Below are 24,872 nucleotides of genomic sequence, written 5' to 3' on the forward strand. Positions count from 1 at the left end.
GCTGGACGAGGCACTGGTCAGCACGGCCGGGTGCGGCGCGTTGGCCGGCCGGCCGCTCAGAGCAACGGGCGAAAGGACGCCGGGCGAAAGGACGCCGGACCCCCTTGTGGTCGCGGGCGGGTGAGGAGGAATCTGAGCGCCGCCGGACCGGATATCCGGTGTGCCAGCCATTCAGGGGGAAGGTCACCGGTGCCCGTCGGGAACCGGTGATCAGCGCACGGCCGTCGGCGGAGAACGGCATTTCTCCTGCCCGCGCAATGTGCGCCGTGCGCACTCCTCCGCAGAGTTCGCCCGGGGCGAGCCGGGTGGGGGAGGGCCGCAGTGCCGGTCATCGAGACGCTCGGGAAGGCCGCTCGCTTCGCGCTCGGCGGGGTCCGCATCCTTGCGGGCTCGACGGGTCTGCTGGCCCCGGCGATGATCATCAGCCGCTTCGGGGACGACGACCCGACCACCAACCCGGCCGCGATCTACGGACTCCGGCTCTTCGGCATCCGGACCGTCCTCATCGGGGCCGATCTGTTCCGGCTGCGCGGACGCGCCCTCGACCGCGCGCTGTGGGCCGCGCCGATCATCCATGCCAGTGACACCGCGACCGTGCTGACGCTGCAGCGCAACAAGCAGCTGTCCCCGGAGCGCGCTCGGCCCCTGGCGCTGATCTCGGGCCTGAACACGCTGCTCGCGGTGACCGCCTACCTGGCCTCGCGGAGGAGACGGCCGTGACCGCACCGGCCGGCGCGGCGGACGAGACCTTCGACTACGTCGTCGTCGGTTCCGGCGCCGGAGGCGGCCCGGTGGCTGCGAACCTGGCCGAGGCGGGACACCGCGTCCTGCTGCTGGAGGCCGGCCTGGACGACGAGGACGACGACTACCGGGTGCCTGCCTTCCACGGGCGGGCCAGCGAGAACCCCGGCATGAGCTGGCCGTACTTCGTCCGGCACTACGACGACCGGGCACAGCAGGAGCGCGACGGGAAGTACCGGCCCGAGCACGACGGCGTCCTCTACCCGCGCTCGGGCACCCTCGGCGGCTGCACGGCCCACAACGCGATGATCACGGTCTACCCTCACGACGCGGACTGGGACGGCATCGCGCGGGCGACCGGCGACCGCAGCTGGCGCGCGGGCGCGATGCGCCGCTGGTTCGAGCAGCTCGAGGCATGCGCTCCCGCGTACAAGCGCCGTCCGCGGGCGTTGCCGCGCAACCCGTGGGTGGCGCGGGTCCTGTCCTGGCTGCCGCTGGTCAGCGACAAGTACACCAACCGCAGCCGGCACGGCTTCGACGGCTGGCTGCACACGACCCTGGCCGACCCGACGCTGGCGCTCGGCGACCCGCAGGTCCTCTCGGTGCTCAAGGCCGCCGCCGCGCGCAGCCTCGCCGGCTTCCTGAACCGTCCGCTCGCGCCGTTCGAGGGGCTCGCCACGGCGGTCGACCCCAACGACTGGCGTGCCCGCAAGCACCTCGAGGGGCTGTGGCTGATCCCGATCGCCGTGCGGAACGGCCGGCGGAACGGCACGCGGGAGCGCATCCGGGACGTCGCCGGACGCCTTCCCGATCGGCTGACGGTGCGCACCGGCTCGCTCGCCACCCGGGTGCTGTTCGATCCGCCGGCCGCGGACGGCGTCCCCGTCGCCACCGGCGTCGAGTACCTGGCCCAGCCGCACGCCTACCGGGCCGATCCGCGCCCGACCGCCCAGTCGGCAGCGGAGCCACGCCGGGTGCGCGCCGCCCGTGAGGTGATCCTCGCCGGGGGCGCCTTCAACACCCCGCAGCTGCTGAAGCTCTCCGGGATCGGGCCGCGCGAGGAGCTGGAGCGCTTCGGCATCCGCTGCCGGGTCGACCTGCCCGGGGTCGGGGAGAACCTGCAGGACCGGTACGAGGTCGGCGTCGTCACCAGGCTGACGAAGGACTTCCGGCTGCTCCGCGGGCTCACCTTCCGCCCGCCGGGTCCGGGGGAGCAGCCCGACCCGGGCCTGCGCGAGTGGGCCGAGGGACGCGGCGTCTACACCACCAACGGGGCGCTGCTGGGCATGGTCCGCCGCTCCCGGCCCGGGCTCGCCAGCCCCGACCTGTTCCTCTTCGGCCTCCCGGCGAACTTCACCGGCTACTACCCGGGCTACTCCGCCGAGCTGGAGCAGCAGAGCGACGTCCTCACCTGGGCGGTCCTCAAGGCGCACACCGTCAACCGGGCGGGCAGCGTGCTGCTGCGCTCGGCCGATCCCCGCGATCCCCCCGACGTCCGGTTCCGGTACTTCGAGGAGGGCGACGACGCGGGCGGGGCGGATCTCGACGCGGTCGTCACCGGCATCGAGGCGGCCCGGTCGATCATGGCCTGCCTCGAGGACCAGGTCGCCGAGGAACTGGTGCCGGGCGCCGCGGTGCGGACCCGCGAACAGTTGCGCTCGTTCGTGCGCGACCAGGCCTGGGGCCACCACGCCTCCTGTACCTGCGCCATCGGCGATGCCTCGGACCCGCGCGCCGTCCTGGGCAGCGACTTCCGCGTGCACGGGACCCGCGGTCTGCGGGTGGTGGACGCGTCGGTCTTTCCGCGCATCCCCGGCTTCTTCATCGTCAGTGCGATCTACATGGTCGCGGAGAAGGCCAGCGCGCTCATCGCCGCGGCCGCCGACACGTCCCCGGCCGGCGCTGCGCCGTCCCGGGACCTGCGGCAGGTCCTCGCCCGCCTGCCGCACCCCCGCAAGCCCGCCCGCTCGACCGTTCGCTCGACCGTCCAGGAGATCCGATGAGCACCGAGACCCCAGGCAAGACGGGCATCTCCGCGTCCGTGCCGCAGCAGCGTGCCGGCTCCGACGGGCACCCGAACAAGCGGTCCGCGGGGGGACCGCCGCCCGTGCCGGGCGCGGACTACCGGCGGACGCCGTTCTGGCGCGTCTACGACTGGCTGGCGCAGGGCGTCGACCGCTGGCGCGGCTGGGACAAGCTGCCCGTGCCGGGTGGCCTGGCGGTGCTGATCGGGGTGCGCACGATCCTGCGGCAGCACAACCTGTACGACCCGACGTCCGTGGTGCCTTCGGACGCCGCACCGGTGCCGGAGCGCACGCCGGAGCACTTGGTCGCCCGCAGCGTCGACGGCACCTACAACGACCTCGACCACCCGGACATGGGCCGCGCCGGCGCCCGCTTCGGCCGCAACATCCCGCTGGACGAGATCCTGCCGGTGACGCACGAGCAGCTGATGGAGCCGAGTCCCCGCGAGGTCAGCCGCCGGTTGCTCACCCGCGACCCGTTCCTGCCGGCGACGAGCGTGAACACGCTCGCCGCGTCGTGGCTGCAGTTCATGATCCACGACTGGTTCACCCACGGGGAGGGCGACACCTCACGGCTGGTGGACATCCCGCTGGAGCCGGGGGACCCGTGGTGGGAGAACCCGATGCGCATCCCGCGGATCAAGCTCGACCCCACGCGCCCGGCCGGTGCCGACGGGCCGGTCACCACGGTCAACGACGTGACGCACTGGTGGGACGGGTCGTCGCTGTACGGGTCGACGCTCGAGGAGCAGAAGCGGGTGCGCACCGGCGAGGGCGGCCGGCTGCGGCTCACCGACGACGGGCAGCTCCCGTTCCCCGACGACCCGGCGCTGGACCCGACGATGAAGCCCGGCTGGTGGACCGGCCTGGGCATGCTGCTGACGCTGTTCGCGCGCGAGCACAACGCCGTCTGCGCGCGGCTCGCGTCGGAGTACCCGCACTGGGACGACGAGGAGCTGTTCCAGCGGGCGCGCCTGGTCGTGGCGGCGCTGTTGGCGAAGATCCACACCGTCGAGTGGACGCCGGCGATCATCAGCCACCCGACGACCGTGTACGCGTTGCGGGCCAACTGGTTCGGGATCGCGGGGGAGCGCATCGCCCGTGCGTTCGGGCGGATCAGCGGCAGCGAGGTCATCAGCGGCATCCCGGGCGCGGCCACCGAGCACTACGGCGTGCCGTTCTCGCTGACCGAGGAGTTCACCGCGGTCTACCGGATGCACCCACTGCTGCCGGACGACTTCGACCTGCGGACGGCGGACGCCGACGCACCGCTCGCGCAGCTCGGCTTCCGGGCGCTCGCCGGGCCGCACTCGAAGGAGATCACCGCGCAGTACGCGATCGGCGACCTCTTCTACAGCTTCGGGACGACGCACCCCGGCGCGATCGTGCTGCGCAACTACCCGAAGTTCCTGCAGGAGTACGAGCGGCCGGACGGGAAGAAGATCGATCTGGCCTCGACCGACCTCGTCCGCGTGCGGGAGCTCGGCGTCCCCCGGTACTGCGAGTTCCGCCGGCTGCTGCACCTGAAGGCGCCCTCGTCGTTCGTAGACCTGACCGACGACGCCGAGCTGGCGGCCGAGATGGCCGCCCTCTACGGCGACGTCGAGAAGGTCGACCTGATGGTGGGGCTGTTCGCGGAGAAGCGGCCGACCGGGTTCGCGTTCAGCGACACCGCGTTCCGCATCTTCATCCTCATGGCGTCGCGCCGGCTCAACAGCGACCGGTTCTTCACCAAGGACTTCCGGCCGGAGATCTACTCGCCGACCGGGCTGAACTGGGTGCGGGACAACGACATGCGCACCGTGCTGCTGCGGCACTTCCCCGAGCTGCGGCCGGCGCTGCGCGGGTCGGACAACGCCTTCGCCCCCTGGAAGCGGGTGACGGAGTAGCCCAGAGGGACTTTCTGTACAGAAAGTCCCGGTCAGTTGCTCCTGACCACCACGAGGACGTCGCCGGTCTGGAGTTCGCCGATCAGCGGGTCGTCGAAGCGCAGCGTGCGACCGCCCCGCGTGACCGAGAGGACGATGTCGCGCAGCGACCGGGGGCCCAGCCCCACCTCGCTGGAGTTCACCGTGCGCTGGTGGAGGTCCAGTCCCTGGCCGCCGGTGACCAGGTCCTCGACGACGTTGACCACCTTCGGGGCGTCGGTGGACAGCCCGAGCAGCCGGCCGGACGTCGCCGAAGTGGTGATGACCGTGTCCGCGCCGGACTGCCGCAGCAGGTTGGCGTTCTCCTCCTCGCGGACGCTGGTCGTGATCGGCACGGTCGGGTTGAGCTGCCGGACGGTGAGCGTGATCATCACGGCGGCGTCGTCCCGATTGGCGGCCACGATGACGGCGCGGGCGCGCTCGACCGATGCCCGACGCAGCACCTCGGTGCGGCCGGCGTCGCCGACGATGCCGGTGAGCCCGAGCGAGTTGGCCTCCTCGATGGCGCGTGACTCGGGGTCGACGACGACGATCTTGTCCAGCGGCGTGCCGAGCGCCTGCAGCGAGCGGATGGCGCTGCGGCCCTTGGTGCCGTAGCCGCAGACGATGACGTGCTGACGCACGCGGGACCTCCAGCGTCGGATGCGGAACTCCTCGCGGGAGCGCGCGGTCAGCGCCTCCAGGGTGGTTCCGATGAGGACCAGCAGGAACGCGATGCGCAGTGGCGTGATCAGCAGGATGTTGACCAGCCGCGCACCCGGGGTGATCGGCGTGATGTCGCCGTACCCGGTGGTCGAGAGGGTGACCGTCGCGTAGTAGACGGAGTCGAGCAGTGAGAGGCCGACGCTGTCGTTGTCCCGGTAGCCGTCCCGGTCGATGTAGATGACCACGACGGTGACCGCGAGCAGGGCGACCGCGATGAGCACCCGGCGCCAGACCTGGCGGACCGGCGACGGCTCCTCGTGCGCGATCTGGACGCCGGTGTGCTCGGTCTCCACCCCGATGCGCTCGCCCTCCACCCCGCGGACGATACGGAGGGAGGGCGGGACGGTGCGCGCCGCCGCACCCGAACGGGTCAGGCGCGGCGGCGCGGCAGGTCAGCCGGTGACCTTCCCCCGCTCCCTGGCGGCGAGCTCGCGCTTGAGCACCTTGCCGGCGGCGGACACCGGGATGGCCTCGATGAAGACGACGTCGCGCAGCCGCTTGTACGGGGTCACCTTGTCGTTGACCGCGGCCATCACCGACTCGGCGGTCAGTGCGGCGCCGGCGTCGTCGGCCTTGCGGACCACGTAGCCGACCGGCAGCTCCCCGGCCTCCTCGTCCGGCCGGCCGACCACCGCGGCGCCGGCCACACCGGGGACGCCGAAGAGGACCTCCTCGAGCTCCCGCGGGAACACGTTGTAGCCCTTGTAGAGCAGCATGTCCTTGGTGCGGTCGACGATCGACAGGTAGCCGTCCTCGTCGAGGACGCCGACGTCGCCGGAGTGGAACCAGCCGTCGGCGTCGATCGACTCCGCGGTGGCCTCGGGGCGGTGGGCGTAGCCGCGCATGACCTGCGGGCCGCGGATGCAGACCTCGCCGCGCTCGCCGACCGGCAGGGGCGCGCCGCCGCCGAGCGGGCGGATGGAGATCTCGGTGTCGAAGACGGGGACGCCGACGGTGCCGGGCTTGCGGGTGCCGGACCGGAACGACGGGTTGCCGGTGGCCTGCATGGTGACCTCGGTGAGGCCGTAGCCCTCGCCGATCACCGCGTTGGGCAACAGGGCCGTCAGCTTCTCGATGAGGGCCACCGGCAGCGGGGCGGCGCCGCTGGACACCCCTCGGACGCGGGACCAGTCGTGGTCGGCGAACCCGGGCACCTGCAGCAGCGCGACGAAGACCGGCGGCGCCCCACCGATGGCGGTGACGTCGTAGCGTTCCATGTCCTCGACGTACTTCACCGGGTCGAAGCGCATGTGGATGACGGTCGTGGTCCCGCCCATGACCATGCCGTTGAGGTACCCGATCGCGCCCATGGCGTGGAACCACGGGGTCAGGTTGATGATGCGGGACTCGCCGAGCCGCGTGGGGTACTCGTCCGCGCCGATCTGCTGCCGCACGGTGACGTCGCCGTGCTCGTCCAGCTCGGGCAGCGAGCCGGAGGTCCAGCAGGCCGACTGCAGGACGTTCGTGACGACGTTGCGGTGCGGGAGCTCCACGCCCTTGCTCACCCCGGTCGTGCCGCCGGTGTAGGCGAGGTGGGCGAGGTCGGCGACCGGGTCGACGCCGGCGTCCAGGTGCCGGTCGGTGGGGTCGGCGCCGAGCAGGTCGGCGGCGTCGATGTCGCCGTCCTCCAGCCCGTCGAGGCGCGCCGCGAAGTCGAGCGTGTGCGCCTCGCCGGTGACGATCACGGTCGTGACCGGGGTGGCGGCCAGCGCGCTGCGGACGAACGGCAGCACCTGGTCCCGAGTGATGAGCACCGTGGCACCGGCGTCGGTGAGCTGCGCGGCCAGGTCGGGCGCGGGGAGCAGCGGGTTCGTGGGGGAGAAGGTGGCCCCGGCCAGCATCACGCCGTAGTAGAGCGGCGGGTACTGGCGGCAGTTCGGGATGTGGACGGCGACGACGTCACCGCGCCGGACGCCGTGGTCGGCCAGCCAGCCGGCGACGGCGTGCGCGCGGGCGCCCAGCTCGGTGAACGTCAGCGGGACGTCGTGGTCGATGAACGCCTCGCGGTCGCCCCAGCGCCGCACGGCCGCGCGCAGGATCGACCCGACCGGGACCTGCGGGTACTCCAGCGACCGGGGGAGTCCCGGCGGCCAGCTGGCTGCGGCGGTGGTGGGGGTCTGCGTCGCGGTCATGCGCATCCACTTCGTCGGGGTACGAGACGGTACCGCCAGCGTGGCCCAGCTCACACGCTGTGTCGAGACACGTCCGGGTGTCTGTGAGGATGTCGCCATGAGCGACCAGCGCACCGCCCTCGTGCTCGGCGGCGGGGGCATCACCGGCATCGCCTGGGAGATCGGAGTGCTGGCCGGTCTGGCGGAGGCGGGCACCGACCTCAGCCGCGCGGACCTCGTCGTCGGCACCTCGGCGGGTTCCGTGGTCGGCGCGCAGATCACGTGCGGGGCCGAGCTGGAGGCGATGTACGACCGGCAGCTCGAGCCGCCCACGCACGAGAAGGTGGCCCGGATGACGCGCGGCAATCTGGCTCGCTACGCCTGGGCGATGCTCTCTAGTCGTGGTCATGACGTCGAGTTCCGCCGCCGCATCGGCACCCTCGCACTCGCCGCGGAGAAAGCGGGACTCACGCCCACCGAGCAGGAGCGCCTGGACGTGATCGGGTCGCGGCTGGTCAGCAGCGAGTGGCCGGCGCGGGCGCTGGTGATCACCGCTGTCGATGCGGAGACGGGCGAGTTCCGGACGTTCGACCGCGACTCGGGTGTGCCGCTGCTGCAGGCGGTAGCGGCCAGTTGTGCGGTGCCGGGCGTCTACCCACCGGTCACGATCGACGGACGGCGGTGCGTGGACGGCGGCATGCGGTCGGCCGCCAACGCGGACCTCGCCCACGACTACGACCGCGTCGTCGTCCTGGCGCCCATCCCGCGCGGGGTGGGCCCGATGGCGTCGGTCGACGCGCAGGTGTCCGGCATGGTGTCGCGGGTCGCCGTCGTCTCGCCGGACGCCCCGAGCAAGACCGCGATCGGCCGCAACGTGCTCCACCCGGCTGCGCGGGCGCCGTCGGCGGAGGCGGGCCGGGCGCAGGCGGCGTCGGTGGCCCAGCGGGTCGCCGAGGTCTGGAACGGCTGACGGGGAGACAGATGGGCAAGGTCCTGTACTCGGTGACGATGTCGCTCGACGGGTTCATCGCCGGCCCGGGCGGGGACATGTCGTGGCTCGCGCCGTACATCGGGCCCAATCCCGAGATCGATGCGCTGCAGCAACGCATCGGCGCCCTCCTCATCGGAGCCCGCACCTACCGCGGCGACGACCCGAACCGGGGCACGGACAAGGAGGGCGCGTTCAGCGGCACCTGGGTCGGACCGTCGTTCGTCGTCACTCACGACCCGCCCGCGGAGCCGGTGGACGGGCTGGAATTCCACGCGGACGTCGCGAGCGGTCTCGCCGCGGCCCGGGCGGCCGCGGGCGACGGCTACGTCAACGTCCTCGGCGCCGACATCGCGCGGCAGTGCCTCGACCTCGGTGAGCTCGACGAGGTCCTGGCGATCATCGCGCCGTTGATGCTCGGCGACGGGACGCCGCTGTTCCACCACGCGGGTGGGCGGTCGGTGCGGCTGGAACGGATCAGCGCGAACACCGCTCCGCTGGCGACGAACGTCTGGATGCGCGTCGTCCGCTGAGCGCGACGACGATGGCGGCGTGGGCGCCGACGAGGGATACCTGCTGGACAACCGGCAGGCGCTGGCCGCGCAGCGGTTCGGTGCACTGGCGGCGCTGTTCGACGCGTCGACCTTCCGGCATCTGACTGCTGTTGGTCTGAGTCCCGGCTGGCGCGTCTGGGAGGTCGGGGCCGGCGGACCGACCGTCCCGGCGTGGCTCGCCGAGCAGACGGGGCCGGACGGCGAGGTCGTGGCCACCGACATCGACCCCACCTGGATAGCGGGGCCCGACCCCGCATCGAACCTCCGCGTCCTCCGGCACGACGTCGGTACCGAGCCGCCTCCCGACGGCCTGTTCGACCTGGTGCACGCCCGGTTGCTCCTCGTGCACGTGCCGCAGCGCGCGCAGGCACTCGCGGCGATGGTGGCGGCGCTCCGGCCCGGTGGCCGGCTGGTGGTCGAGGAGGCCGACCCGGCGCTGCAGCCGCTGCTCTGCCTGGAGGACGACGGCCCCGCGCAGCAGCTGGCCAACCGGCTGAAGACCGGCTTCCGCCGGCTGATGGCCGACCGCGGCGTCGACCTCGCCTACGGCCGGAGGCTGCCGCGGCTGCTCCGGGAGGCGGGCCTCGTCGACGTCGCCGCCGACGCCTACTTCCCGATCACCGGCCCGGCCTGCGTCGAGCTGGAACGCGCCACCACCGAGCAGATCCGCGACCGGTTGCTCGCCGCCGGCCTGGCCACGGCCGAGGAGATCGAGCAGCACCTCGCCCACCTGTCCGACGGGCTGGTCGATCTGGCGACCTCACCGATGGTCACCGCCTGGGGGCGCAGGCCCTGATCGCAACCGCCGGGCACTGTGCAGCTGGGGCGCATGCTCGGCCGGAAACGCGCCCTCCCTGCACATCGCTCGGCGGCGACGTGGTCAGACGACGGGGGAGGCCACCAGTGAGCCGGCGGAGTGCTCCTGGCGCAGCGACGTCTTGAGCACCTTGCCGCTGGGGTTGCGGGGGAGCGCCCCGACGATCGTGTACTCGCGCGGGTTCTTGTAGCGCGCGAGCCTCTCCCGGCACCAGGCGGCGAGTTCCTCGGCCGTCGGCGGGTCCGCGGCGTCGCGGGGCGCGACGACGGCCAGCGGCGCCTCGCCGTACTTCAGGTCGGGCACCCCGATCAGCGCCACCTCGCCCACCTTCGGGTGCGCGGCGAGCACGTCCTCCACCTCGGCGCAGTAGATGTTCTCCCCGCCCGAGATGATCATGTCCTTCAGCCGGTCGACCACGAAGTAGTAGCCGTCCTCGTCCTGCCGCACGAGGTCGCCGGAGTGGAACCAGCCCCCGCGGAACGCCTCCGCCGTCTCGTCCGGCTTGTTCCAGTACTCCTTCATCACCATCGGGCTGCGGTAGACGATCTCGCCCACCTCGCCGCGTGGGACGTCGTTCATGTCCGGGTCGACCACGCGCACCTCGACGTTGAGCATCGGCGTGCCCACGGACCCGATCTTGCGGATCGAGTCCTCGCCGCGCAGGAAGCAGGTGACCGGGCTGCACTCCGTCTGCCCGAACGCGGTGACCACCTCCGCCTGCGGGAAGGTGTCGATCAGCGTGCGCAGCAACGTCGTCGACGCCGGCGCCGCACCCCACGAGATGCGGCGCAGGTGCGACAGGTCTCGGTCGGCGATGCCCGGCACCGCCACCACCGCGGCCCACATCGCCGGCACGAGGAAGATGCTCGAGACCTTCTCCCGCTCGATCAGGTCGAGCGTCTCCGCCGGGTCGAAGGCACCCGACCGCAGGATCACGTTGGTGCCGCCCACCAGCAGCGGCGGCAGCCCGCCGGCCAGCCCGGCGATGTGGAACAGCGGCGCACCCGGGGCGGCGACCCGGTCCTCCGGGTGCCAGCCGAGGTGGGTGACCTGGCTGAACACGTGCATCAGCAGGTTGTGGTGGGTCAGCACGGCGCCCTTGGGCCGGCCCGTCGTCCCTGACGTGTACATGATGAAGGCGGGCTCGTCCTCGTCGACGACGACGTCGAGCGGTTCGTCGCCGGCCGCGGCGAGCGCCGCCTCGAACTCCTCGCCGATCGTCAGCACCGAGCCGACGTCCGGCGCCTGCTCCCGCGCCTTCGCGCCGACCCCGGCGAGCGCGGCGTCGACGACGAGCACCGTCGCGCCGGAGTCGGCCAGCACGTAGGCGACCTCGTCGGCGACCAGCCGGAAGTTCACCGGGACGACGATCGCCCCGAGCCGCACCCCCGCGAGGTAGGTCTCCCACGTCTCCATCCCGTTCAGCGCCAGGACGGCGACCCGGTCGCCGGTGCTCACGCCCCGCTCGCGCAGCACGCGAGCCAGCCGGGTCACCCGCTCGTCCAGCTCCGCATACGTGCGGCCCGCGCCTTCGAACCGCAGCGCCCACGTGTCCGGCGTCGTGCGGGCCCATCGCCCGAGCTGGTCGCTCATCGTCATGCCACGGCCCTGCACGGTGGGGATCACGCGGCCATGCTGTCGGCGCCGGGTCCGACCGGTCAACCCTGACCGTCGAGCGCCAGCATCCGGTGGGCCAGCCGCTTCCAGAGCGCGACGTGCGGGTCGGTCGCCGCCGGCCGGTTCTCGAACGCGTAGACGATCGCCACCCCGCGCATGCTCGTGAACAGCAGCTCGCAGAGCTCGGCGTAGAGGGGGGCGACGGCGATCTCCGGTCCCCAGATCTCGTCGGCCACCGCGCGGATCGCCGTCCGCAGTCGCCGGTCCTCGGTGCGCAGCGCCGCCCGTAGCTCGGGGTCCGTGCGGGCCGCCGTCCACAACTCCATGGCCGCCCAGAACGGCGGTTCCAGGAAGGTCGCCCACATGAGGTCGATGGCCCGGTCGACCCGCTCGCGGCCCGCCGGCTGGTCGGCCATGACCGCGGCGGCGCGCACCCGCACCTCGTCGAGCAGTGTCGACGACAGGTGGCCCGCGGCGGCGACCAGCAGCTCGGCCCGCGACGGGAAGTGGTGCAGCAGCCGGCCGCGCGAGACCCCGGCCCGTGCCTGGACGGCGAGCGTCGACGCCCCCGCGTAGCCGTCGGCCACCAGGCACGCCACGGCCGCGTCGAGGATCAGCAGGCGGCTGCCGGCGGACCGCTCCGAGCGGGTCCGGCTGCCGGTCGCGGCGGCGGTCATCGCGTGAGCGTAGAAGCGATCCGGCAGGCCGAACAGTCACCGTTGACCGTTCCGCGGAACCGGTGACACCCTGCGGCAGACCCCAGACCCGACGAGAGGTGGATCCGTGGACTTCGACGACAGTCCCGAGGAAGCCGAGTACCGGGCGCACGTGCGCGGCCTGCTCGAGGCGCACGCGGACGAGCTGCTGCACCTGGCGCCCGGGGAGTCGCTCGACCCGGCGACCCACCAGGCGGAGTTCCGCGCGACGGAGCGGGTGCTCGCCGAGGCCGGACTGATCGGCATCCCGTGGCCCCGCGAGCACGGCGGGCAGGGCGGCACGCTGGTGCAGCAGGCGATCGCCGGCCAGGAGTTCGCCCGGGCCCGCATCCCCACGCTGATCAACCACATCGGCATCGGCATGTGCGGGCCGACGGTGATCTTCCACGGCAGCGACGACCAGAAGTCCCGCTACCTCACCCGGCTGCTGCGGGCCGACGACGTCTGGTGCCAGCTGTTCAGCGAGCCGGCGTCCGGTTCGGACCTGGCGGCGCTGCGCACCACCGCCGTCCGCGACGGCGAGGACTGGGTGGTCAACGGGCAGAAGGTCTGGACGACGCTGGCGCACGTCGCCGACTACGGCATCCTGCTCACCCGCACCGACCCCGACCGCCCCAAGCACGCCGGGCTGACGATGTTCGTCGTCGACATGCACGCGCCCGGCGTCACGGTGCGGCCGCTGCGGCAGATGGCCGGCGGCTCGGGGTTCAACGAGGTGTTCTTCGACGACGTCCGCATCCCCGACAGCGAGCGCCTCGGCGAGCCCGGCGAGGGCTGGCGGGTCGCACTGACGACGCTGATGAACGAGCGGGTGGCCATCGGCGGCGCGGGCAGCGACCTCGGCGTCCCGGTCGAGGTGCTGGCGGCGCACGCCCGGAACCGGCTGCCGGAGCTCGCGCCCGACCGCCAGGTCGTCGCCCGACAGGCGGTGGGCCGGGCCGTCGTCGAGCTCCTGGCCACCCGCTACACCGGCTACCGGCGGTTCACCGTGCTGAGCCAGGGCGGCCTGCCCGGTCCCGAGGCCGGTGCCGGCAAGCTCGCCGGGACGGCGGCCGCGCGGCTCGCCGCCGACGCGGGCGTGCGGCTGCTCGGCGACGAGGCGGTCTACGCGGCGACGGCGGACGGCGACGACACCTGGCAGCGCACCCAGGCCTCCCTGCCCGGGCTGGCGATCGCCGGCGGCACCGACCAGGTGCTGCGCAACATCCTCGGCGAACGCGTACTCGGCCTGCCGCCGGAACCCCGGGGGGACAAGACCGGCCCGTTCTCGGGAGGTGCGCGATGAACTTCGACCTCGACACCGACCAGCGCGACGCCGCGGCGGGTGCGCGGTCCTTCTTCACCGGTTCGGCCTCGCCGGCCGCCGCCCGGGCAGCGCTCGAGGGGGGAGCGATCGAGCCGGGCCGCAAGGCGCTGGCCGAGATCGGCTTCCTCGGCATCACGGTCGCCGAGGACGCCGGGGGAGGCGGGGGCTCCCTGCTCGACCTCGCCGTCGTCGCCGAGCAGGGTGGCGCGGTGCTGGCCGGGCCGTCGCTGGTGACCGCGGCGCGGGCCGCCGTCCTCCTGGCCGACCACCCCGATCTGGCCGGACAGCTCGCCGACGGGTCGACCGCGTTCTCCGTCGTCGACGGGTCGAGCCCGTCGATCGACGCCGCGAGCGCCACGACGTTCCTCGCCCTGGAGGACGGCGCCCTCGTCGTCGGCAGCGGCGAGGTGACCGTCGGCGCGCCGATCGACGCCACCCGGGGACTGGGCACCGTCCGGCTCACCCACCGGCGGGTGCTGCGCGAGGACGCCGCCGACCTCTGGGCCCGGGCCCGGCGGGTGGGCGCCGTGGTGCTCGCCGCCGAGGGACTCGGCGCGGCCGACCGGGCGGTGCAGCTGGGCGTCGCGTACGCCAAGGAGCGGCAGGCGTTCGGCCGCGCGATCGGCTCCTACCAGGCGGTCAAGCACCTGCTGGTCGACGCGTGGGTCGGGGTCGACCAGCTGCGCTCGCTGGTGTGGTGGGCGGCCTGGGCGGCCGACCACGCGCCCGACGAGTTCCCACTGGCGGCGTCGGCGGCCAAGGCCTACGCCGCGCGGGTGTTCGAGCAGGCCGCGGAGACGGTCATCCAGGTGCACGGCGGCATCGGCTTCACCTGGGAGCACGACGCGCACCTGTACTGGCGGCGGGCGAAGGTCGATCGGCTGCTGCTCGGGGACGAGGCCGAGCACCTGGACGCCGTCGCTCGGCTCGCGGTCACCGGCGCCCTCGGCTGAAGGTGGACCTCACCGAGATCCGGTACGACGTCGCGGACGGCGTCGCGACCATCACCCTGCACCGCCCGGAGCGGCTGAACGCGTTCACGCTGACGATGGCCGACGAGCTCGCCACGGTTGCCGCCGCGGCCGACGCCGACGACGCCGTCCGGGTGGTCGTGGTGACCGGTGCGGGCCGCGCGTTCTGCGCCGGCGCGGACCTCGGCGGCGGCCCGGAGACGTTCGCCGACCGCCGCACCCGCGAACGCCCACCCGGGCCGCTCAGCGAGCAGATCGGCGGATACCCGAGGGACGCCGGCGGCGTGGCCAGCCTGCCGTTCGCCGCGCTGCGCAAGCCGGTGATCGCCGCGGTGAACGGCCCGGCGGTCGGCATCGGCGCCACGCTGACGCTGCCGATGGACATCCGGATCGCCGCCGGGTCCGCACGGTTCGGCTTCGTGTTCGCCCGCGTCGGCATCGTGCCCGAGGCCGCGTCGTCGTGGTTCCTGCCGCGGGTCGTCGGCATCAGCCAGGCGATGGAGTGGGTCGCGACGGGGCGGGTGTTCGACGCCGCCGAGGCGCTGCGCGGGCGGCTGGTGTCCCGCGTCGTTCCTGACGAGGAGCTGCTGCCCACCGCCTACGCCCTCGCGCACGAGATCGTGCAGAACACCAGCGGGGCAGCGGTCGGTGCCGCGCGGCAGCTGCTCTGGTCGATGCTGGGTGCGCCCTCGCCGTGGGACGCCCACCGCGCCGAGTCCCGGGCCCTGGTCGAGCTCGGCGACGGGCCGGACTCCGCGGAGGGCGTGGCCGCGTTCCTGGCGAAGCGGCCGCCGGTGTTCACCGCCCGCCTGGAGGACGTCGTCCCCCGGTGGCCGGAGCCGCCGGAGGACGTCGTCCCCTCCTAGCGCACGCCGAGTGTCGACTTGTCGTCGTCTCGACCGGCAGGAGATGACGACAAGTCGACAGTCGCGGCCAGCCGCACGCCCACGGTGGCGAGCGCGAAGGCCATCGGCAGGAAGGCGGCCGCCAGGATCAGCGGGTTGCCCGACTCCGACGTCACCTGGTCGAGCACCACCGAGGCCGCCCCGGCGACCGGAAGCCACCAGCCGGCCACCCCGGCGCGGGTCAGGCCGGCGAGCAGGACGACGAGCGCGACGAGTCCGAGCAGGATCGGGAGGACCACGACCAGCGCGATCGTGCCGCTGTGCCTGACGGCGGCGAAGGAGTCCGCGGCGTGCGACGTGCCGGCGAGGGCGATGGTCACGAGATTCATGACCGTGCTGGAGACGAAGCCCAGGACGCCGAGGACGGCACCCCAGACGCCGATGGTCACCGGCGTCGACCCGCGGTCCCGGAACTCGTTCCACAGGACGGCGAGCGCCGGGAGGAGCACCACCCAGCCGAGCGCCTCGACGAGGGCCGCGGCGGTCATGGCACCGGGGTGGGCGGTGGCGGTGACGAGCTGGACGGCGTCCGAACCCTCCGTGCCCGAGGGCCAGAGGAAGTAGGACGCCAGGTGCAGGACGGGCGAGGCGACCAGACAGGTGGCAGCGACGCGTCGACGGTTCACGGGAACTCCTTCGGACGACGGGGCCGCGGTCGAGCGGCGTGCCGGGAGCGTCGCGCTGAGGAACCCGCTGCCACATCGCCCGGACGTCGGTGTTCTGCGCGGCCGCGCCTACATCGCGCGATGGATGTGAGCGGCGCGTCCGCGCGGTTACGGTGCGGCCGTGCAGCAGACGGAGCGCCCGTCGCGGACGGATGTGCTGGTCGACGCCGTCGTCGCCCTGGCCTTCTCCGTGCTCGCCCTGATCGAGTTGCAGCTGCACTGGGACGACGGCTACTCCTTCGGCTCGCCGCTGTGGAACATCCCGCTGCTGCTGGCCGTCACACTGCCGGTCGCGCTGCGCCGCCGGGCCCCGCGGTCGGCGCTGTGCATCGCCTTCGGCGGCGTCGTCGTCCCGTCGCTGTTCGTCGCGCACACCCTCTTCTTCTTCGGCGGACTGTTGCCGCTCGCGTTGCTCGTCTACTCGGCAGCTCGGCAGGTCGAGCGCTGTCCGCTCGCCGTGCTCGCCGGGCCCGCCGCCCTGCTGGCGGTCTATCCGCTCCGTGTGCCCCCGTTCGACGCCGGTGACTACGCCTTCGGCGCGGTGCTGTTCGGTGCCGCGTACGCAGCCGGCCGGCTGGTCCGCCGGATCGAGCGCCAGCGGCTGCTGCTGGCCGACGCGCTGGCCGCGCAGTCCCGCGAGCAGGCCGCCCGTGAACGGGCGCTGCTCCTCGACGAGCGGGCGCGGATCGCGCGGGAACTGCACGACGTCGTCGCCCACGCCGTCTCGGTGATGGTGGTGCAGGCCGGCGCCGCCCGCTTCGCGCTGGGCACCGACGAGGACGAGGTGCGGGAGCGCCTGCTGTCGGTGGAGTCGACCGGGCGCAGCGCCGTGGACGACCTGCGACGGCTGCTGCATCTGCTGCGCGCCGAGGACGACACCTCGCAGGACGTCGGCCCTCAACCCGGCCTGGGGTGGCTCGCGGAACTGGTCGACGGCATGCAGCGGGCCGGGCTGCCGGTGCGCCTGGAGATCGGCCCGCTGCCCGCGCAGCTGCCCTCGCTGCTCGACGTCACCTCCTACCGGCTGGTGCAGGAGGCGCTGACGAACGTGCTCAAGCACTCCGCCGCGGAATGGGTCCGGGTGGAGGTGCGGGCGGAGGGGGAGGTCCTCGTCCTCGAGGTGGTCGACGGCGGTCCGCCGCGGGAGGAGCGCTCCACGGGCGGGGGCCAGGGTCTCGTCGGGATGCGCGAGCGCGTCGCCCTCTTCGGTGGCCGGCTCGACGCCGGGCCGGACGGCACCGGCTGGCGGGTGCGGGCGGAGCTGCCGTTCCAGGGCGCCGGGGTGCGCGGGTGATTCGCGTCGTCCTGGTCGACGACCAGGCGCTGGTACGCGGTGGCTTCCGGTCCATCCTCGACCGGCAGGACGACATGGCGGTGGTGGGCGAGGTCGCGGACGGCGCCGAGGCGCTGGCGGTGTGCCGGCGCGAGCAGCCCGACGTCGTCTGCATGGACGTGCGGATGCCCGTCATGGACGGCATCACCGCCACCCGGCGGCTGCTGCAGGAGCCTCTGCCGCCGCGGGTGCTCGTGCTCACGACGTTCGACCTGGACCAGTACGTCTACGACGCGTTGCGCGCCGGCGCGTCCGGCTTCCTGGTCAAGGACGCCCCGCCCGAGCGGCTCGTCGCAGCGGTGCGGGCGGTTGCGGCAGGGGAGGAGCTGTTCGCGCCGACCGTGCTGCGCCGGCTCGTGGAGGCGTACGTCCGCGAACCGCCGGACGACGTCAGCGACGTCCTCGCGCCCCTGACCGGACGGGAGCGGGACGTCCTGCGGGCCCTGGCCGGGGGGCTGACGAACGCGGAGATCGCCGCCGCGCTCTACCTGTCGCCGGCCACCGTCAAGACGCACATCGCCCGGATCCTGCCCAAGCTGGGACTGCGCGATCGGGTGCAGGCCGTCGTCCTCGCCTACGAGTGCGGGCTGGTCCGCCGGGGCGAGGGACCCGCCCCGCACCGCAATCCCTGAACCGGTTGCGCACCGACATCGTTTGTCCACACCCGTCGGCGGGGCAGGAGCGCCCCGTGGACACCGAGATCACCCTCCGGGTCGACGGGGCGGCGCACCCGCTCACCGTCGACACCCGGACCACGTTGCTCGACGCGCTGCGCGAGCGGCTGCGCAACACCAGCCCGAAGAAGGGCTGCGACCACGGCCAGTGCGGTGCGTGCACGGTTCTCCTGGACGGGCGGCGCGTGAACAGCTGCCTCGTCCTGGCCGTCACCGTGGGGGACGCCGAGGTGACCACCTCCGACGGGCTGGCGACCGCCGACCGGCCGCACGCCCTGCACCGCTCGTTCGTCGAGCACGACGCCTTCCAGTGCGGCTACTGCACGCCCGGCCAGATCTGCTCGGCGGCCGGGATGCTGGCCGAGGCCCGCGCCGGCTGGCCCAGCGCGGTGACCGAAGCACATGTCGCCGACCACGCTGTGGACCTCTCGGATGCCGAGATCCGCGAGCGGATGAGCGGCAACCTGTGCCGCTGCGCCGCCTACGCGAACATCGTCCCGGCGGTGGCCGTGGTCGCCGAGGCCGAGGGCGTGCGGCGGTGAGGGAGTTCCGCTACGAGCGCTCGGACGACGCGGCCTCCGCCGTCGCCCTGCTGGCCGGCGCCCCGGACGGCGCCTTCCTCGGCGGTGGCACGAACCTGGTCGACCTGATGAAGCTCGGCGTCGCCACCCCTGACCTGCTGGTCGACGTGCGCGAGCTCACCTCCCGCGAGGTGACCGACCTGCCGGGCGGCGGCCTGCGCATCGGCGCGGGCGTGCCCAACGCGGACCTGGCGGCCGACCCGCAGGTTCGGGAACGGTTCCCCGTGCTCTCCCAGGCGCTGCTCGCCGGCGCCTCCGGGCAGCTGCGCAACCGGGCCACCACCGGCGGGAACCTGCTGCAGCGCACCCGCTGCGGCTACTTCACCGACGTCACCAAGCCGTGCAACAAGCGGACGCCGGGCAGCGGCTGCGGTGCCCTGGACGGCGTGCACCGCAACCACGCGATCCTCGGCCAGACCCTCGAGGGGCCGGGCACCTGCGTCGCCACCCACCCGTCGGACATGGCGGTGGCGATGGTCGCGCTGGACGCCGTCGTGCGCGTGCTGGGTCAGGACGGCGAGCGCGCGATCCCGATCGCCGAGCTGCACCGGCTGCCCGGCGACGACCCCTCCCGCGACACGACGCTGCGGCACGGCGAGCTGATCACCGCCATCGACGTGCCCGCACCGGGCATGCCCTCCCGCTACCGCAAGGTGCGTGACCGGGCCTCGTTCGCGTTCGCGCTCGTCAGCGTCGCGGCTGCGCTCCGGGTGGAGGACGGCGTCGTGGCCGACGTCCGGCTGGCGCTCGGGGGAGTGGCGCACAAGCCCTGGCGGGCGACCGCGGCCGAGGAGGCACTGCGCGGCCGGCCGGCCACCGAGGAGTCGTTCGCGGCCGCCGCCGACGAGGAGCTCGCCGCGGCCACCCCGCTGCGGGACAACGGTTGGAAGGTGCCGATGGCGCGCAACGTCGTCGTCCGCACCTTGCTCGGTCTTGTGGGGCCCGACCTGACGGGGGCGACCCGATGACCACCCTGGACCGCGTCGTCGGCGCCGGTGTCGACCGCATCGACGGCCCCGCCAAGGTGCGCGGCACCGCGCCCTACGCCTACGAGCAGGACCCCGGCGAGCCGATCTGCCACCTCGCCGTCGTCCAGAGCACGGTGAACCGGGGCCGCATCACCCGGCTGGACCAGGCCCGCGCCGAGGCGATGGCGGGTGTGCTGACGGTGCTGACCCCGGCGAACGCGCCGCGGCTGGGCGAGGGGCTCGCGTCGGACCTGCCGGTGCTGCAGTCCCTGGACGTGCACTACCAGGGGCAGGTGGTGGCGGCGGTCATCGCCGAGACGTCGGAGATCGCGAAGGCCGCGGTGGGCGCGGTCGTCGTGGAGTACGCGGCGGAGGAGCCGGACGTCGTCCTCACCGCTGACCGCCACGACCTCTACGCACCCGACCAGCTGATGGCCGGCTTCGACACCGACTCGGTGATCGGCGACGTCGACACCGCGCTGGCCGCCGCCGCGGTGAGCATCGACGCCACCTACGAGACGCCGACGCAGCACAACCACCCGATCGAGATGCACACCTCGATGGCCCGCTGGGACGGCGACTCGCTGACCCTCTGGGACGCCAACCAGGGGCCGCACACCATCGTCGACGACCTGGCCACCGGCTTCGAGCTGGACAAGGGGCAGGTGCGGGTCATCTCGCCCTACGTCGGCGGCGCGTTCGGGTCGAAGGCCTTCACCCATCCCAACCAGATGCTCGCTGCGATGGCCGCCCGCGTGGTGGGCCGGACCATCGTGTTCGAGCTGACCCGGCAGCAGATGTTCTCCCTCGTGGGGCACCGGACCCCGACCATCCAGCGGCTGCGCCTGGGTGCCGACGCCGAGGGCAGGATCACCGCGATCAGCCACGAGGTCGTCGAGCACACGTCGAAGATCAGCGAGTTCGCCGAGCAGACCGCGACGCCCACCCGCGTGCTGTACGGCGCGGCCAACCGGCGGACGACGCACCGGCTGGCCCGGCTCGACGTCCCGCCGCCGACCATCATGCGGGCGCCGGGGGAGACCCCGGGCATGTTCGCACTCGAGTCGGCGATGGACGAGCTCGCCGTCGCGCTCGGCGTGGACCCCGTCGAGCTGCGCATCCGTAACGAGCCCGAGCGCGACCCCGAGCGCGACGTGCCGTGGTCGAGCCGCCACCTGGTCGAGTGCCTGCGCACCGGCGCCGAGCGGTTCGGCTGGGCCGGGCGTGACCTCCGCCCGCGGATGCGCGCCGAGGGGCGCTGGCTCGTCGGCACCGGGGTGGCCGCGGCGACCTATCCGACCCGGCGGCGCAGGGCGCAGTGCCGGATCTCGGTGGACGGCCGGGGCCGTCATGTCGTCGAGATCGACGGCTCTGACATCGGCACCGGCGCATGGACGGCGCTGACCCAGATCGCCGCCGACGCGCTCGGGGTGTCGATGGACGCCGTCGAGCTGCACATCGGCGACAGCCGGCTGCCCAGGGCCGGGGGCGCCGGCGGGTCGACCGGACTCGCCTCGTGGGGATCGGCGATCGTGCTCACCGCCCGCGACCTGAGGCGCCGGATCTCCGAGGAGTTCGGCGGCCAGCTGCCGGGCGACGGCATCACCGTGGACGGCGGCTTCGACGGGAAGACACCCGCCGCGCAGACCCACTCGATGCACGCGTTCGGCGCCCACTTCGTCGAGGTGCGGGTCGACGCGGACACCGGCGAGGTGCGGGTACCGCGGGCGACCAGTGTGTACGACGCGGGCACGATCGTGAACGCGAAGACGGCGCGCTCGCAGTTCCTCGGCGGGTTCAGCATGGGCGTCTCGATGGCCCTGCACGAGGAGACGGTGACCGACCCGCGGTACGGGCACTACGTCAACCACGACCTGGCCGAGTACCACGTGGCCACCAACGCCGACATCGGCGAGCTGGACATCACCTGGCTCGACCACCCCGACGAGCTCGCCAACGAGCTCGGGCTCAAGGGCATCGGCGAGATCGGCATCACCGGCGCCGCGGCCGCCGTCGCCAATGCGTACTGGCACGCGACCGGCCTGCGGGTCCGCGACCTGCCCATCACCCCCGACAAATACTTTCGATGACGCGCCGCGCCATCACCGCGACCAGGAGCCGTCCCCCACGTGAGCGGAGCCCTGTCGTGTCCCGCGCAGGGAGCCCTCCGGCCCCCACGCCGCAGGACACCCTGCTCAGGGCTGCTGGTCGAGGTGGCGAAGGAGGGTCTCGCCGATGTCGCGCATGTTCTCGACCTGCTGCGGGGTCAGCTGGTCGAACAGGTGGGTGCGCACGCTCGTGACGTGCACCGGCGCGGCGGCCTCCAGCGCGGCGAAGCCCTCGTCGGTGAGGACGGCGAGCTGACCCCGACCGTCCTCGGCGCAGACCTGCCGGCGCACCCACCCGCGCTCTTCCAGGCGGGACACCGCGTGCGAGAGGCGGCTGCGGGAGGACAGGCAGCGGTCGGCGAGCTCGCTCATCCGCATCATCCGCTCGGGCGCTTCCGACAGCGCCACGAGGATCTCGTAGTACGCGTGCGAGATACCGGTGCCATGGGTCAGCTCCCGGTCGAGGCGGTCCTGCAGCAGCATCGAGCTGAACAGCCACGCCCGCCAGGCCTTCTGCTCTTCCTCGTCGAGCCAGCGGGGCTCACCGGCGGCACCTTCGTGCCCGCGGTCGTGTGACTCAGCCAACACCTGCACTGTCATGACTCAAGAGTACTGGCGGAATACTCAAGCCTTCAACTACGCTACGGTCGAGCAGAAGGTCAAACGCTCAACAACTTCTCGGAGGCATTTCATGACCAGCCCCACCACCGTCCAGGTCCCCGGCTACGTCGTCGGCACCTGGGACATCGACGCCGCTCACTCCACCGTCGGCTTCTCGGTCCGCCACATGATGGTCAGCAAGGTCCGCGGCTACTTCCGCGAGTTCTCCGGCGAGCTCGTCACCGCCGAGAACCCGACGCAGTCCAGCGTGACCGCCACCATCAACATGGACTCGATCGACACCCGCCAGGAGCAGCGCGACGCGCACATCCGCTCCGCCGACTTCTTCGACGTGGGCAACCACACCGAGATGACCTTCCGTTCCACGGCCGTCAAGACCGACGGCGCCGACTGGACCGTCGAGGGCGACCTCACCATCAAGGGCATCACCAAGCCCGTCACCCTGGAGCTGGAGCTCAACGGCTTCGGTCCGGACGCCTACGGCGGCACGCGCGCCGGCTTCTCCGCCAAGACCGAGATCTCCCGCAAGGCCTTCGGTGTCGACATCGACATGCCGATGGACGGCGGCGGCGTCGTCGTCAGCGACAAGATCAACGTCGAGCTCGAGATCGAGGCCGTGCTCCGCACCGCCTGACGTCCGCTGCCGGGTCCCGCCGCGAGCCTGCGAGTGGTGGGGGGGCAGTGGGCATTTTCCGAGGGCCCCGGGCGATACGCCCGGGGCCCTCGTGGCGTTCGGGGCGATCGCGGGACCTTCGGCCCGGGTCGGCGACCGGGAGGTCCCGGGAACTTCTCCGCGCCGTCGTTCGACTATGACGGTGTGCGATGGAACGCGGCCGCGGTCGCCCTCTGGACCGCGACCGCGGCGCGGATCGTGCTGGGCGGCGTGTTCGTCGTCGCCGGCGCGCTCAAGCTGCCCGATCCGGCAGAGGCCGTCCGGGCGGTGCGCGCCTACCGGCTGCTCCCCGAGGCACTCGTCGCCCCCGTCGCGTTCGGGCTGCCGGCAGTGGAGATCGCGATCGGTCTTGCGCTGCTCCTCGGGGTCTTCGTGCGGACGGCGGCCCTCGCGTCGTCCGTGCTCCTGATCGTCTTCCTCGTGGGCGTCGGCTCCGCCTGGGCCCGGGGGCTGCAGATCGACTGCGGGTGCTTCGGCAACGGCGGAGAGGTCGCTGCGGGGCAGACCGCGTACCCGGCCGAGATCGGGCGGGACGTCGTCCTGCTCGTCATCGCACTGGCCCTCGCCCGGTGGCCCCGGTCGCGACTGGCGCTCAGCACGTACCACCACCCCCTGCCGACCCACGAGGAGCTGCTCCGTGCCCGCTGACCGGTCGGGTTCCACCAAGCGCGCCTCCGCCCAGCAGCGGATCGCCCAGAAGCGCGCCGCCGAGGCGGCGGCCAAGGCGCAGGCCGAACGCCGGCGACGCGCGATCGTCGGCGGGGTGGCGGCGGCGGTGCTCGTGGTGATCGCCGTCGTGGTCGTGATCGTGGTGCAGACCCAGCGCACCACCACGTCGGCCACCGCACCCGTGCCCGGGCACACCGTCGCCGGAGGCGCCGCGGTCCAGGTCGGTCAGGCGAGCGCGCCGGTGACGGTCGACCTGTACGAGGACTTCCAGTGCCCGACGTGCAAGGCGTTCGAGCAGCTCACCGGCGCCACCGTCGCCCAGCTCGTGGCCGACGGCAGCATCAAGGTCAACTACCGGCCGATCGCCATCCTCGACCGGTTCTCCTCCACCGAGTACTCCACGCGCGCCCTCAACGCTGCGGGGGTGGTCGTGGACGCGGCCGGGGCCGACGCCTTCCTGACGTTCCACGGCCTGCTGTTCGCCAACCAGCCGGCGGAGAACAGCGCGGGCCTGCCCGACGACCAGTTGATCGCCTTCGCGAAGCAGGCCGGCGCGTCGGGTGGCGCGGTGGAGGCCCACATCCGCGACCGGTACTACGCGGACTGGACCGCGAAGGTCACCGACGCGGCCAGCAAGACCGGCTTGCAGGGCACGCCGACGATCCGCATCGACGGGAAGGACCTGCCGCTGGCGCAGGCGACGCCGGAGGGATTCACCGCCGCGGTCAAGGCGGCGGCGAACCGGTAGGTGGACGGGTAGGAGACTGGTCGACATGTCGACCCCGACCCTGACCCGCACCCGGTTTCCCTCCGCCGTCCTCGTCGCGATCGGCCTCGCCGTCGGCTTCGGCGTCGCCCAGGGCACCGGCAACCGTGCGCTGGGCGGTCTCGTCTTCGCCGTCGCCGGACTCGCCGCGGCCTGGCTGTGGGTGCAGCGACGTGGCTGGGCGGTGGCTCTCGGCCTGGGTGCCCTGTACATCGCGGCGTTCGTCCTGGCCCACGTCCTGTCGCTCGGCGTCGGTCTGCCGGCGTGGCTGGCGGTGAGTCTGGTCACGGTTGTCGCCGCAGGGGTGACGTTCGGGGTGGCCGACAGCCCGCGACAGGACGCCGTCCGCCGCTGAGCGACTACCATGGGAAGGTCGCCGGGCCGGCGGCCGTTACTTCCGATGTCGGTGCGAGAGCGCGCCGGATCCCCGA

Annotated in this window: 24 protein-coding genes; 18 read left to right on the plus strand and 6 right to left on the minus strand. The window is 73.1% G+C overall.

Features of this window, described 5'->3' with window-relative positions:
* Window positions 1-321 precede the first annotated feature (321 nt).
* The 3 genes from AC2H4J_RS04110 to AC2H4J_RS04120 are packed head-to-tail and all read left to right on the plus strand — an operon-like array spanning window position 322 to window position 4,654.
* Complete coding sequence (locus tag AC2H4J_RS04110) at window positions 322-720, plus strand: hypothetical protein (RefSeq protein ID WP_487463552.1); 399 nt, start codon at window positions 322-324, stop codon at window positions 718-720.
* Window positions 717-2,744 (plus strand): GMC family oxidoreductase, encoded by a 2,028-nt coding sequence (locus tag AC2H4J_RS04115; protein WP_487463553.1) that lies wholly within the window; start codon window positions 717-719, stop codon window positions 2,742-2,744. The genes AC2H4J_RS04110 and AC2H4J_RS04115 overlap by 4 nt, the downstream gene beginning before the upstream one ends.
* Entirely contained in the window at window positions 2,741-4,654 is a 1,914-nt protein-coding gene (locus AC2H4J_RS04120; RefSeq protein WP_487463554.1) for a peroxidase family protein, read from the plus strand. The genes AC2H4J_RS04115 and AC2H4J_RS04120 overlap by 4 nt, the downstream gene beginning before the upstream one ends.
* Before the next feature lie 32 nt (window positions 4,655-4,686).
* Here the strand turns inward: AC2H4J_RS04120 and AC2H4J_RS04125 are convergent, their stop codons facing one another.
* The gene (locus AC2H4J_RS04125) at window positions 4,687-5,712 is read right to left on the minus strand and encodes a potassium channel family protein (RefSeq protein WP_487463555.1); all 1,026 of its coding nucleotides are present in this window, start codon (window positions 5,710-5,712) and stop codon (window positions 4,687-4,689) included.
* A 78-nt stretch (window positions 5,713-5,790) separates the two neighbouring features.
* A complete protein-coding gene (locus AC2H4J_RS04130; protein WP_487463556.1) occupies window positions 5,791-7,530 on the minus strand; it encodes a class I adenylate-forming enzyme family protein in 1,740 nt (579 codons plus the stop codon).
* Window positions 7,531-7,627: 97 nt separating this feature from the next.
* Here AC2H4J_RS04130 and AC2H4J_RS04135 point away from each other — a divergent pair, with 97 nt between their 5' ends.
* From AC2H4J_RS04135 to AC2H4J_RS04145, 3 genes are read left to right on the plus strand one after another with little or no spacing between them, the layout of a single operon-like run.
* On the plus strand, window positions 7,628-8,479 hold the full coding sequence (locus AC2H4J_RS04135; RefSeq protein ID WP_487463557.1) for a patatin-like phospholipase family protein: 852 nt from the start codon (window positions 7,628-7,630) through the stop codon (window positions 8,477-8,479).
* Between the two features lie 11 nt (window positions 8,480-8,490).
* Window positions 8,491-9,030, plus strand: coding sequence for a dihydrofolate reductase family protein (locus tag AC2H4J_RS04140; RefSeq protein WP_487463558.1), 540 nt, complete (start codon window positions 8,491-8,493; stop codon window positions 9,028-9,030).
* Window positions 9,031-9,049: 19 nt separating this feature from the next.
* Window positions 9,050-9,847, plus strand: coding sequence for a methyltransferase domain-containing protein (locus AC2H4J_RS04145; RefSeq protein ID WP_487463559.1), 798 nt, complete (start codon window positions 9,050-9,052; stop codon window positions 9,845-9,847).
* Between the two features lie 84 nt (window positions 9,848-9,931).
* Here the strand turns inward: AC2H4J_RS04145 and AC2H4J_RS04150 are convergent, their stop codons facing one another.
* Both AC2H4J_RS04150 and AC2H4J_RS04155 read right to left on the minus strand, forming a co-directional pair.
* Window positions 9,932-11,494: a long-chain-fatty-acid--CoA ligase gene (locus tag AC2H4J_RS04150; protein ID WP_487463560.1), complete on the minus strand. Its 1,563-nt coding sequence runs from the start codon at window positions 11,492-11,494 to the stop codon at window positions 9,932-9,934.
* Between the two features lie 32 nt (window positions 11,495-11,526).
* Window positions 11,527-12,162 carry a TetR/AcrR family transcriptional regulator gene (locus AC2H4J_RS04155; protein ID WP_487463561.1) on the minus strand — a complete coding sequence of 212 codons (636 nt, stop codon included), beginning with the start codon at window positions 12,160-12,162 and terminating at the stop codon, window positions 11,527-11,529.
* A gap of 106 nt (window positions 12,163-12,268) precedes the next feature.
* Here AC2H4J_RS04155 and AC2H4J_RS04160 point away from each other — a divergent pair, with 106 nt between their 5' ends.
* From AC2H4J_RS04160 to AC2H4J_RS04170, 3 genes are read left to right on the plus strand one after another with little or no spacing between them, the layout of a single operon-like run.
* A complete protein-coding gene (locus AC2H4J_RS04160) occupies window positions 12,269-13,486 on the plus strand; it encodes an acyl-CoA dehydrogenase family protein (protein WP_487463562.1) in 1,218 nt (405 codons plus the stop codon).
* Window positions 13,483-14,460 (plus strand): acyl-CoA dehydrogenase family protein, encoded by a 978-nt coding sequence (locus tag AC2H4J_RS04165; protein ID WP_487463563.1) that lies wholly within the window; start codon window positions 13,483-13,485, stop codon window positions 14,458-14,460. Before AC2H4J_RS04160 ends, AC2H4J_RS04165 begins: the two co-directional genes overlap by 4 nt.
* Before the next feature lie 2 nt (window positions 14,461-14,462).
* Window positions 14,463-15,344: an enoyl-CoA hydratase-related protein gene (locus AC2H4J_RS04170; protein ID WP_487463564.1), complete on the plus strand. Its 882-nt coding sequence runs from the start codon at window positions 14,463-14,465 to the stop codon at window positions 15,342-15,344.
* Here the strand turns inward: AC2H4J_RS04170 and AC2H4J_RS04175 are convergent.
* Window positions 15,341-16,009 (minus strand): hypothetical protein, encoded by a 669-nt coding sequence (locus tag AC2H4J_RS04175; protein WP_487463565.1) that lies wholly within the window; start codon window positions 16,007-16,009, stop codon window positions 15,341-15,343. The two genes, AC2H4J_RS04170 and AC2H4J_RS04175, sit on opposite strands and share 4 nt — an antisense overlap.
* Window positions 16,010-16,169: 160 nt before the next feature.
* Here AC2H4J_RS04175 and AC2H4J_RS04180 point away from each other — a divergent pair, with 160 nt between their 5' ends.
* The 5 genes from AC2H4J_RS04180 to AC2H4J_RS04200 are packed head-to-tail and all read left to right on the plus strand — an operon-like array spanning window position 16,170 to window position 21,694.
* Window positions 16,170-17,342 carry a sensor histidine kinase gene (locus AC2H4J_RS04180; RefSeq protein ID WP_487463566.1) on the plus strand — a complete coding sequence of 391 codons (1,173 nt, stop codon included), beginning with the start codon at window positions 16,170-16,172 and terminating at the stop codon, window positions 17,340-17,342.
* Window positions 17,339-18,013, plus strand: a complete 675-nt coding sequence (locus AC2H4J_RS04185; protein ID WP_487463567.1) for a response regulator — start codon at window positions 17,339-17,341, stop codon at window positions 18,011-18,013. The genes AC2H4J_RS04180 and AC2H4J_RS04185 overlap by 4 nt, the downstream gene beginning before the upstream one ends.
* Window positions 18,014-18,069: 56 nt before the next feature.
* Window positions 18,070-18,597 (plus strand): (2Fe-2S)-binding protein, encoded by a 528-nt coding sequence (locus AC2H4J_RS04190; RefSeq protein WP_487463568.1) that lies wholly within the window; start codon window positions 18,070-18,072, stop codon window positions 18,595-18,597.
* Window positions 18,594-19,604, plus strand: coding sequence for an FAD binding domain-containing protein (locus tag AC2H4J_RS04195; RefSeq protein WP_487463569.1), 1,011 nt, complete (start codon window positions 18,594-18,596; stop codon window positions 19,602-19,604). Before AC2H4J_RS04190 ends, AC2H4J_RS04195 begins: the two co-directional genes overlap by 4 nt.
* Complete coding sequence (locus AC2H4J_RS04200; protein ID WP_487463570.1) at window positions 19,601-21,694, plus strand: xanthine dehydrogenase family protein molybdopterin-binding subunit; 2,094 nt, start codon at window positions 19,601-19,603, stop codon at window positions 21,692-21,694. The genes AC2H4J_RS04195 and AC2H4J_RS04200 overlap by 4 nt, the downstream gene beginning before the upstream one ends.
* A 105-nt stretch (window positions 21,695-21,799) precedes the next feature.
* Here AC2H4J_RS04200 and AC2H4J_RS04205 read toward each other — a convergent pair whose 3' ends face one another.
* Window positions 21,800-22,297, minus strand: a complete 498-nt coding sequence (locus tag AC2H4J_RS04205; RefSeq protein ID WP_487463571.1) for a MarR family winged helix-turn-helix transcriptional regulator — start codon at window positions 22,295-22,297, stop codon at window positions 21,800-21,802.
* A gap of 106 nt (window positions 22,298-22,403) precedes the next feature.
* Between AC2H4J_RS04205 and AC2H4J_RS04210 the strand changes: the two genes are divergently transcribed.
* The 4 genes from AC2H4J_RS04210 to AC2H4J_RS04225 all read left to right on the plus strand — a co-directional run bounded on the left by AC2H4J_RS04210 (window position 22,404) and on the right by AC2H4J_RS04225 (window position 24,796).
* Window positions 22,404-22,967 (plus strand): YceI family protein, encoded by a 564-nt coding sequence (locus AC2H4J_RS04210; protein ID WP_487463572.1) that lies wholly within the window; start codon window positions 22,404-22,406, stop codon window positions 22,965-22,967.
* Between the two features lie 183 nt (window positions 22,968-23,150).
* Window positions 23,151-23,654 carry a MauE/DoxX family redox-associated membrane protein gene (locus AC2H4J_RS04215; protein WP_487463573.1) on the plus strand — a complete coding sequence of 168 codons (504 nt, stop codon included), beginning with the start codon at window positions 23,151-23,153 and terminating at the stop codon, window positions 23,652-23,654.
* Window positions 23,644-24,423, plus strand: a complete 780-nt coding sequence (locus AC2H4J_RS04220; RefSeq protein ID WP_487463574.1) for a DsbA family protein — start codon at window positions 23,644-23,646, stop codon at window positions 24,421-24,423. The genes AC2H4J_RS04215 and AC2H4J_RS04220 overlap by 11 nt, the downstream gene beginning before the upstream one ends.
* A 25-nt stretch (window positions 24,424-24,448) precedes the next feature.
* Window positions 24,449-24,796: a hypothetical protein gene (locus tag AC2H4J_RS04225; protein ID WP_487463575.1), complete on the plus strand. Its 348-nt coding sequence runs from the start codon at window positions 24,449-24,451 to the stop codon at window positions 24,794-24,796.
* Window positions 24,797-24,872 lie beyond the last annotated feature (76 nt).

Source organism: Blastococcus sp. OS1-29, from assembly GCF_057628075.1.

Coding starts and splice junctions, on each gene's coding strand:
- AC2H4J_RS04120 (WP_487463554.1), top strand. CDS start 2,741: ATGAGCACCGAGACCCCAGGCAAGACGGGCATCTCCGCGTCCGTGCCG.
- AC2H4J_RS04130 (WP_487463556.1), bottom strand. CDS start 7,530: ATGACCGCGACGCAGACCCCCACCACCGCCGCAGCCAGCTGGCCGCCG.
- AC2H4J_RS04135 (WP_487463557.1), top strand. CDS start 7,628: ATGAGCGACCAGCGCACCGCCCTCGTGCTCGGCGGCGGGGGCATCACC.
- AC2H4J_RS04140 (WP_487463558.1), top strand. CDS start 8,491: ATGGGCAAGGTCCTGTACTCGGTGACGATGTCGCTCGACGGGTTCATC.
- AC2H4J_RS04155 (WP_487463561.1), bottom strand. CDS start 12,162: ATGACCGCCGCCGCGACCGGCAGCCGGACCCGCTCGGAGCGGTCCGCC.
- AC2H4J_RS04165 (WP_487463563.1), top strand. CDS start 13,483: ATGAACTTCGACCTCGACACCGACCAGCGCGACGCCGCGGCGGGTGCG.
- AC2H4J_RS04200 (WP_487463570.1), top strand. CDS start 19,601: ATGACCACCCTGGACCGCGTCGTCGGCGCCGGTGTCGACCGCATCGAC.
- AC2H4J_RS04210 (WP_487463572.1), top strand. CDS start 22,404: ATGACCAGCCCCACCACCGTCCAGGTCCCCGGCTACGTCGTCGGCACC.
- AC2H4J_RS04225 (WP_487463575.1), top strand. CDS start 24,449: ATGTCGACCCCGACCCTGACCCGCACCCGGTTTCCCTCCGCCGTCCTC.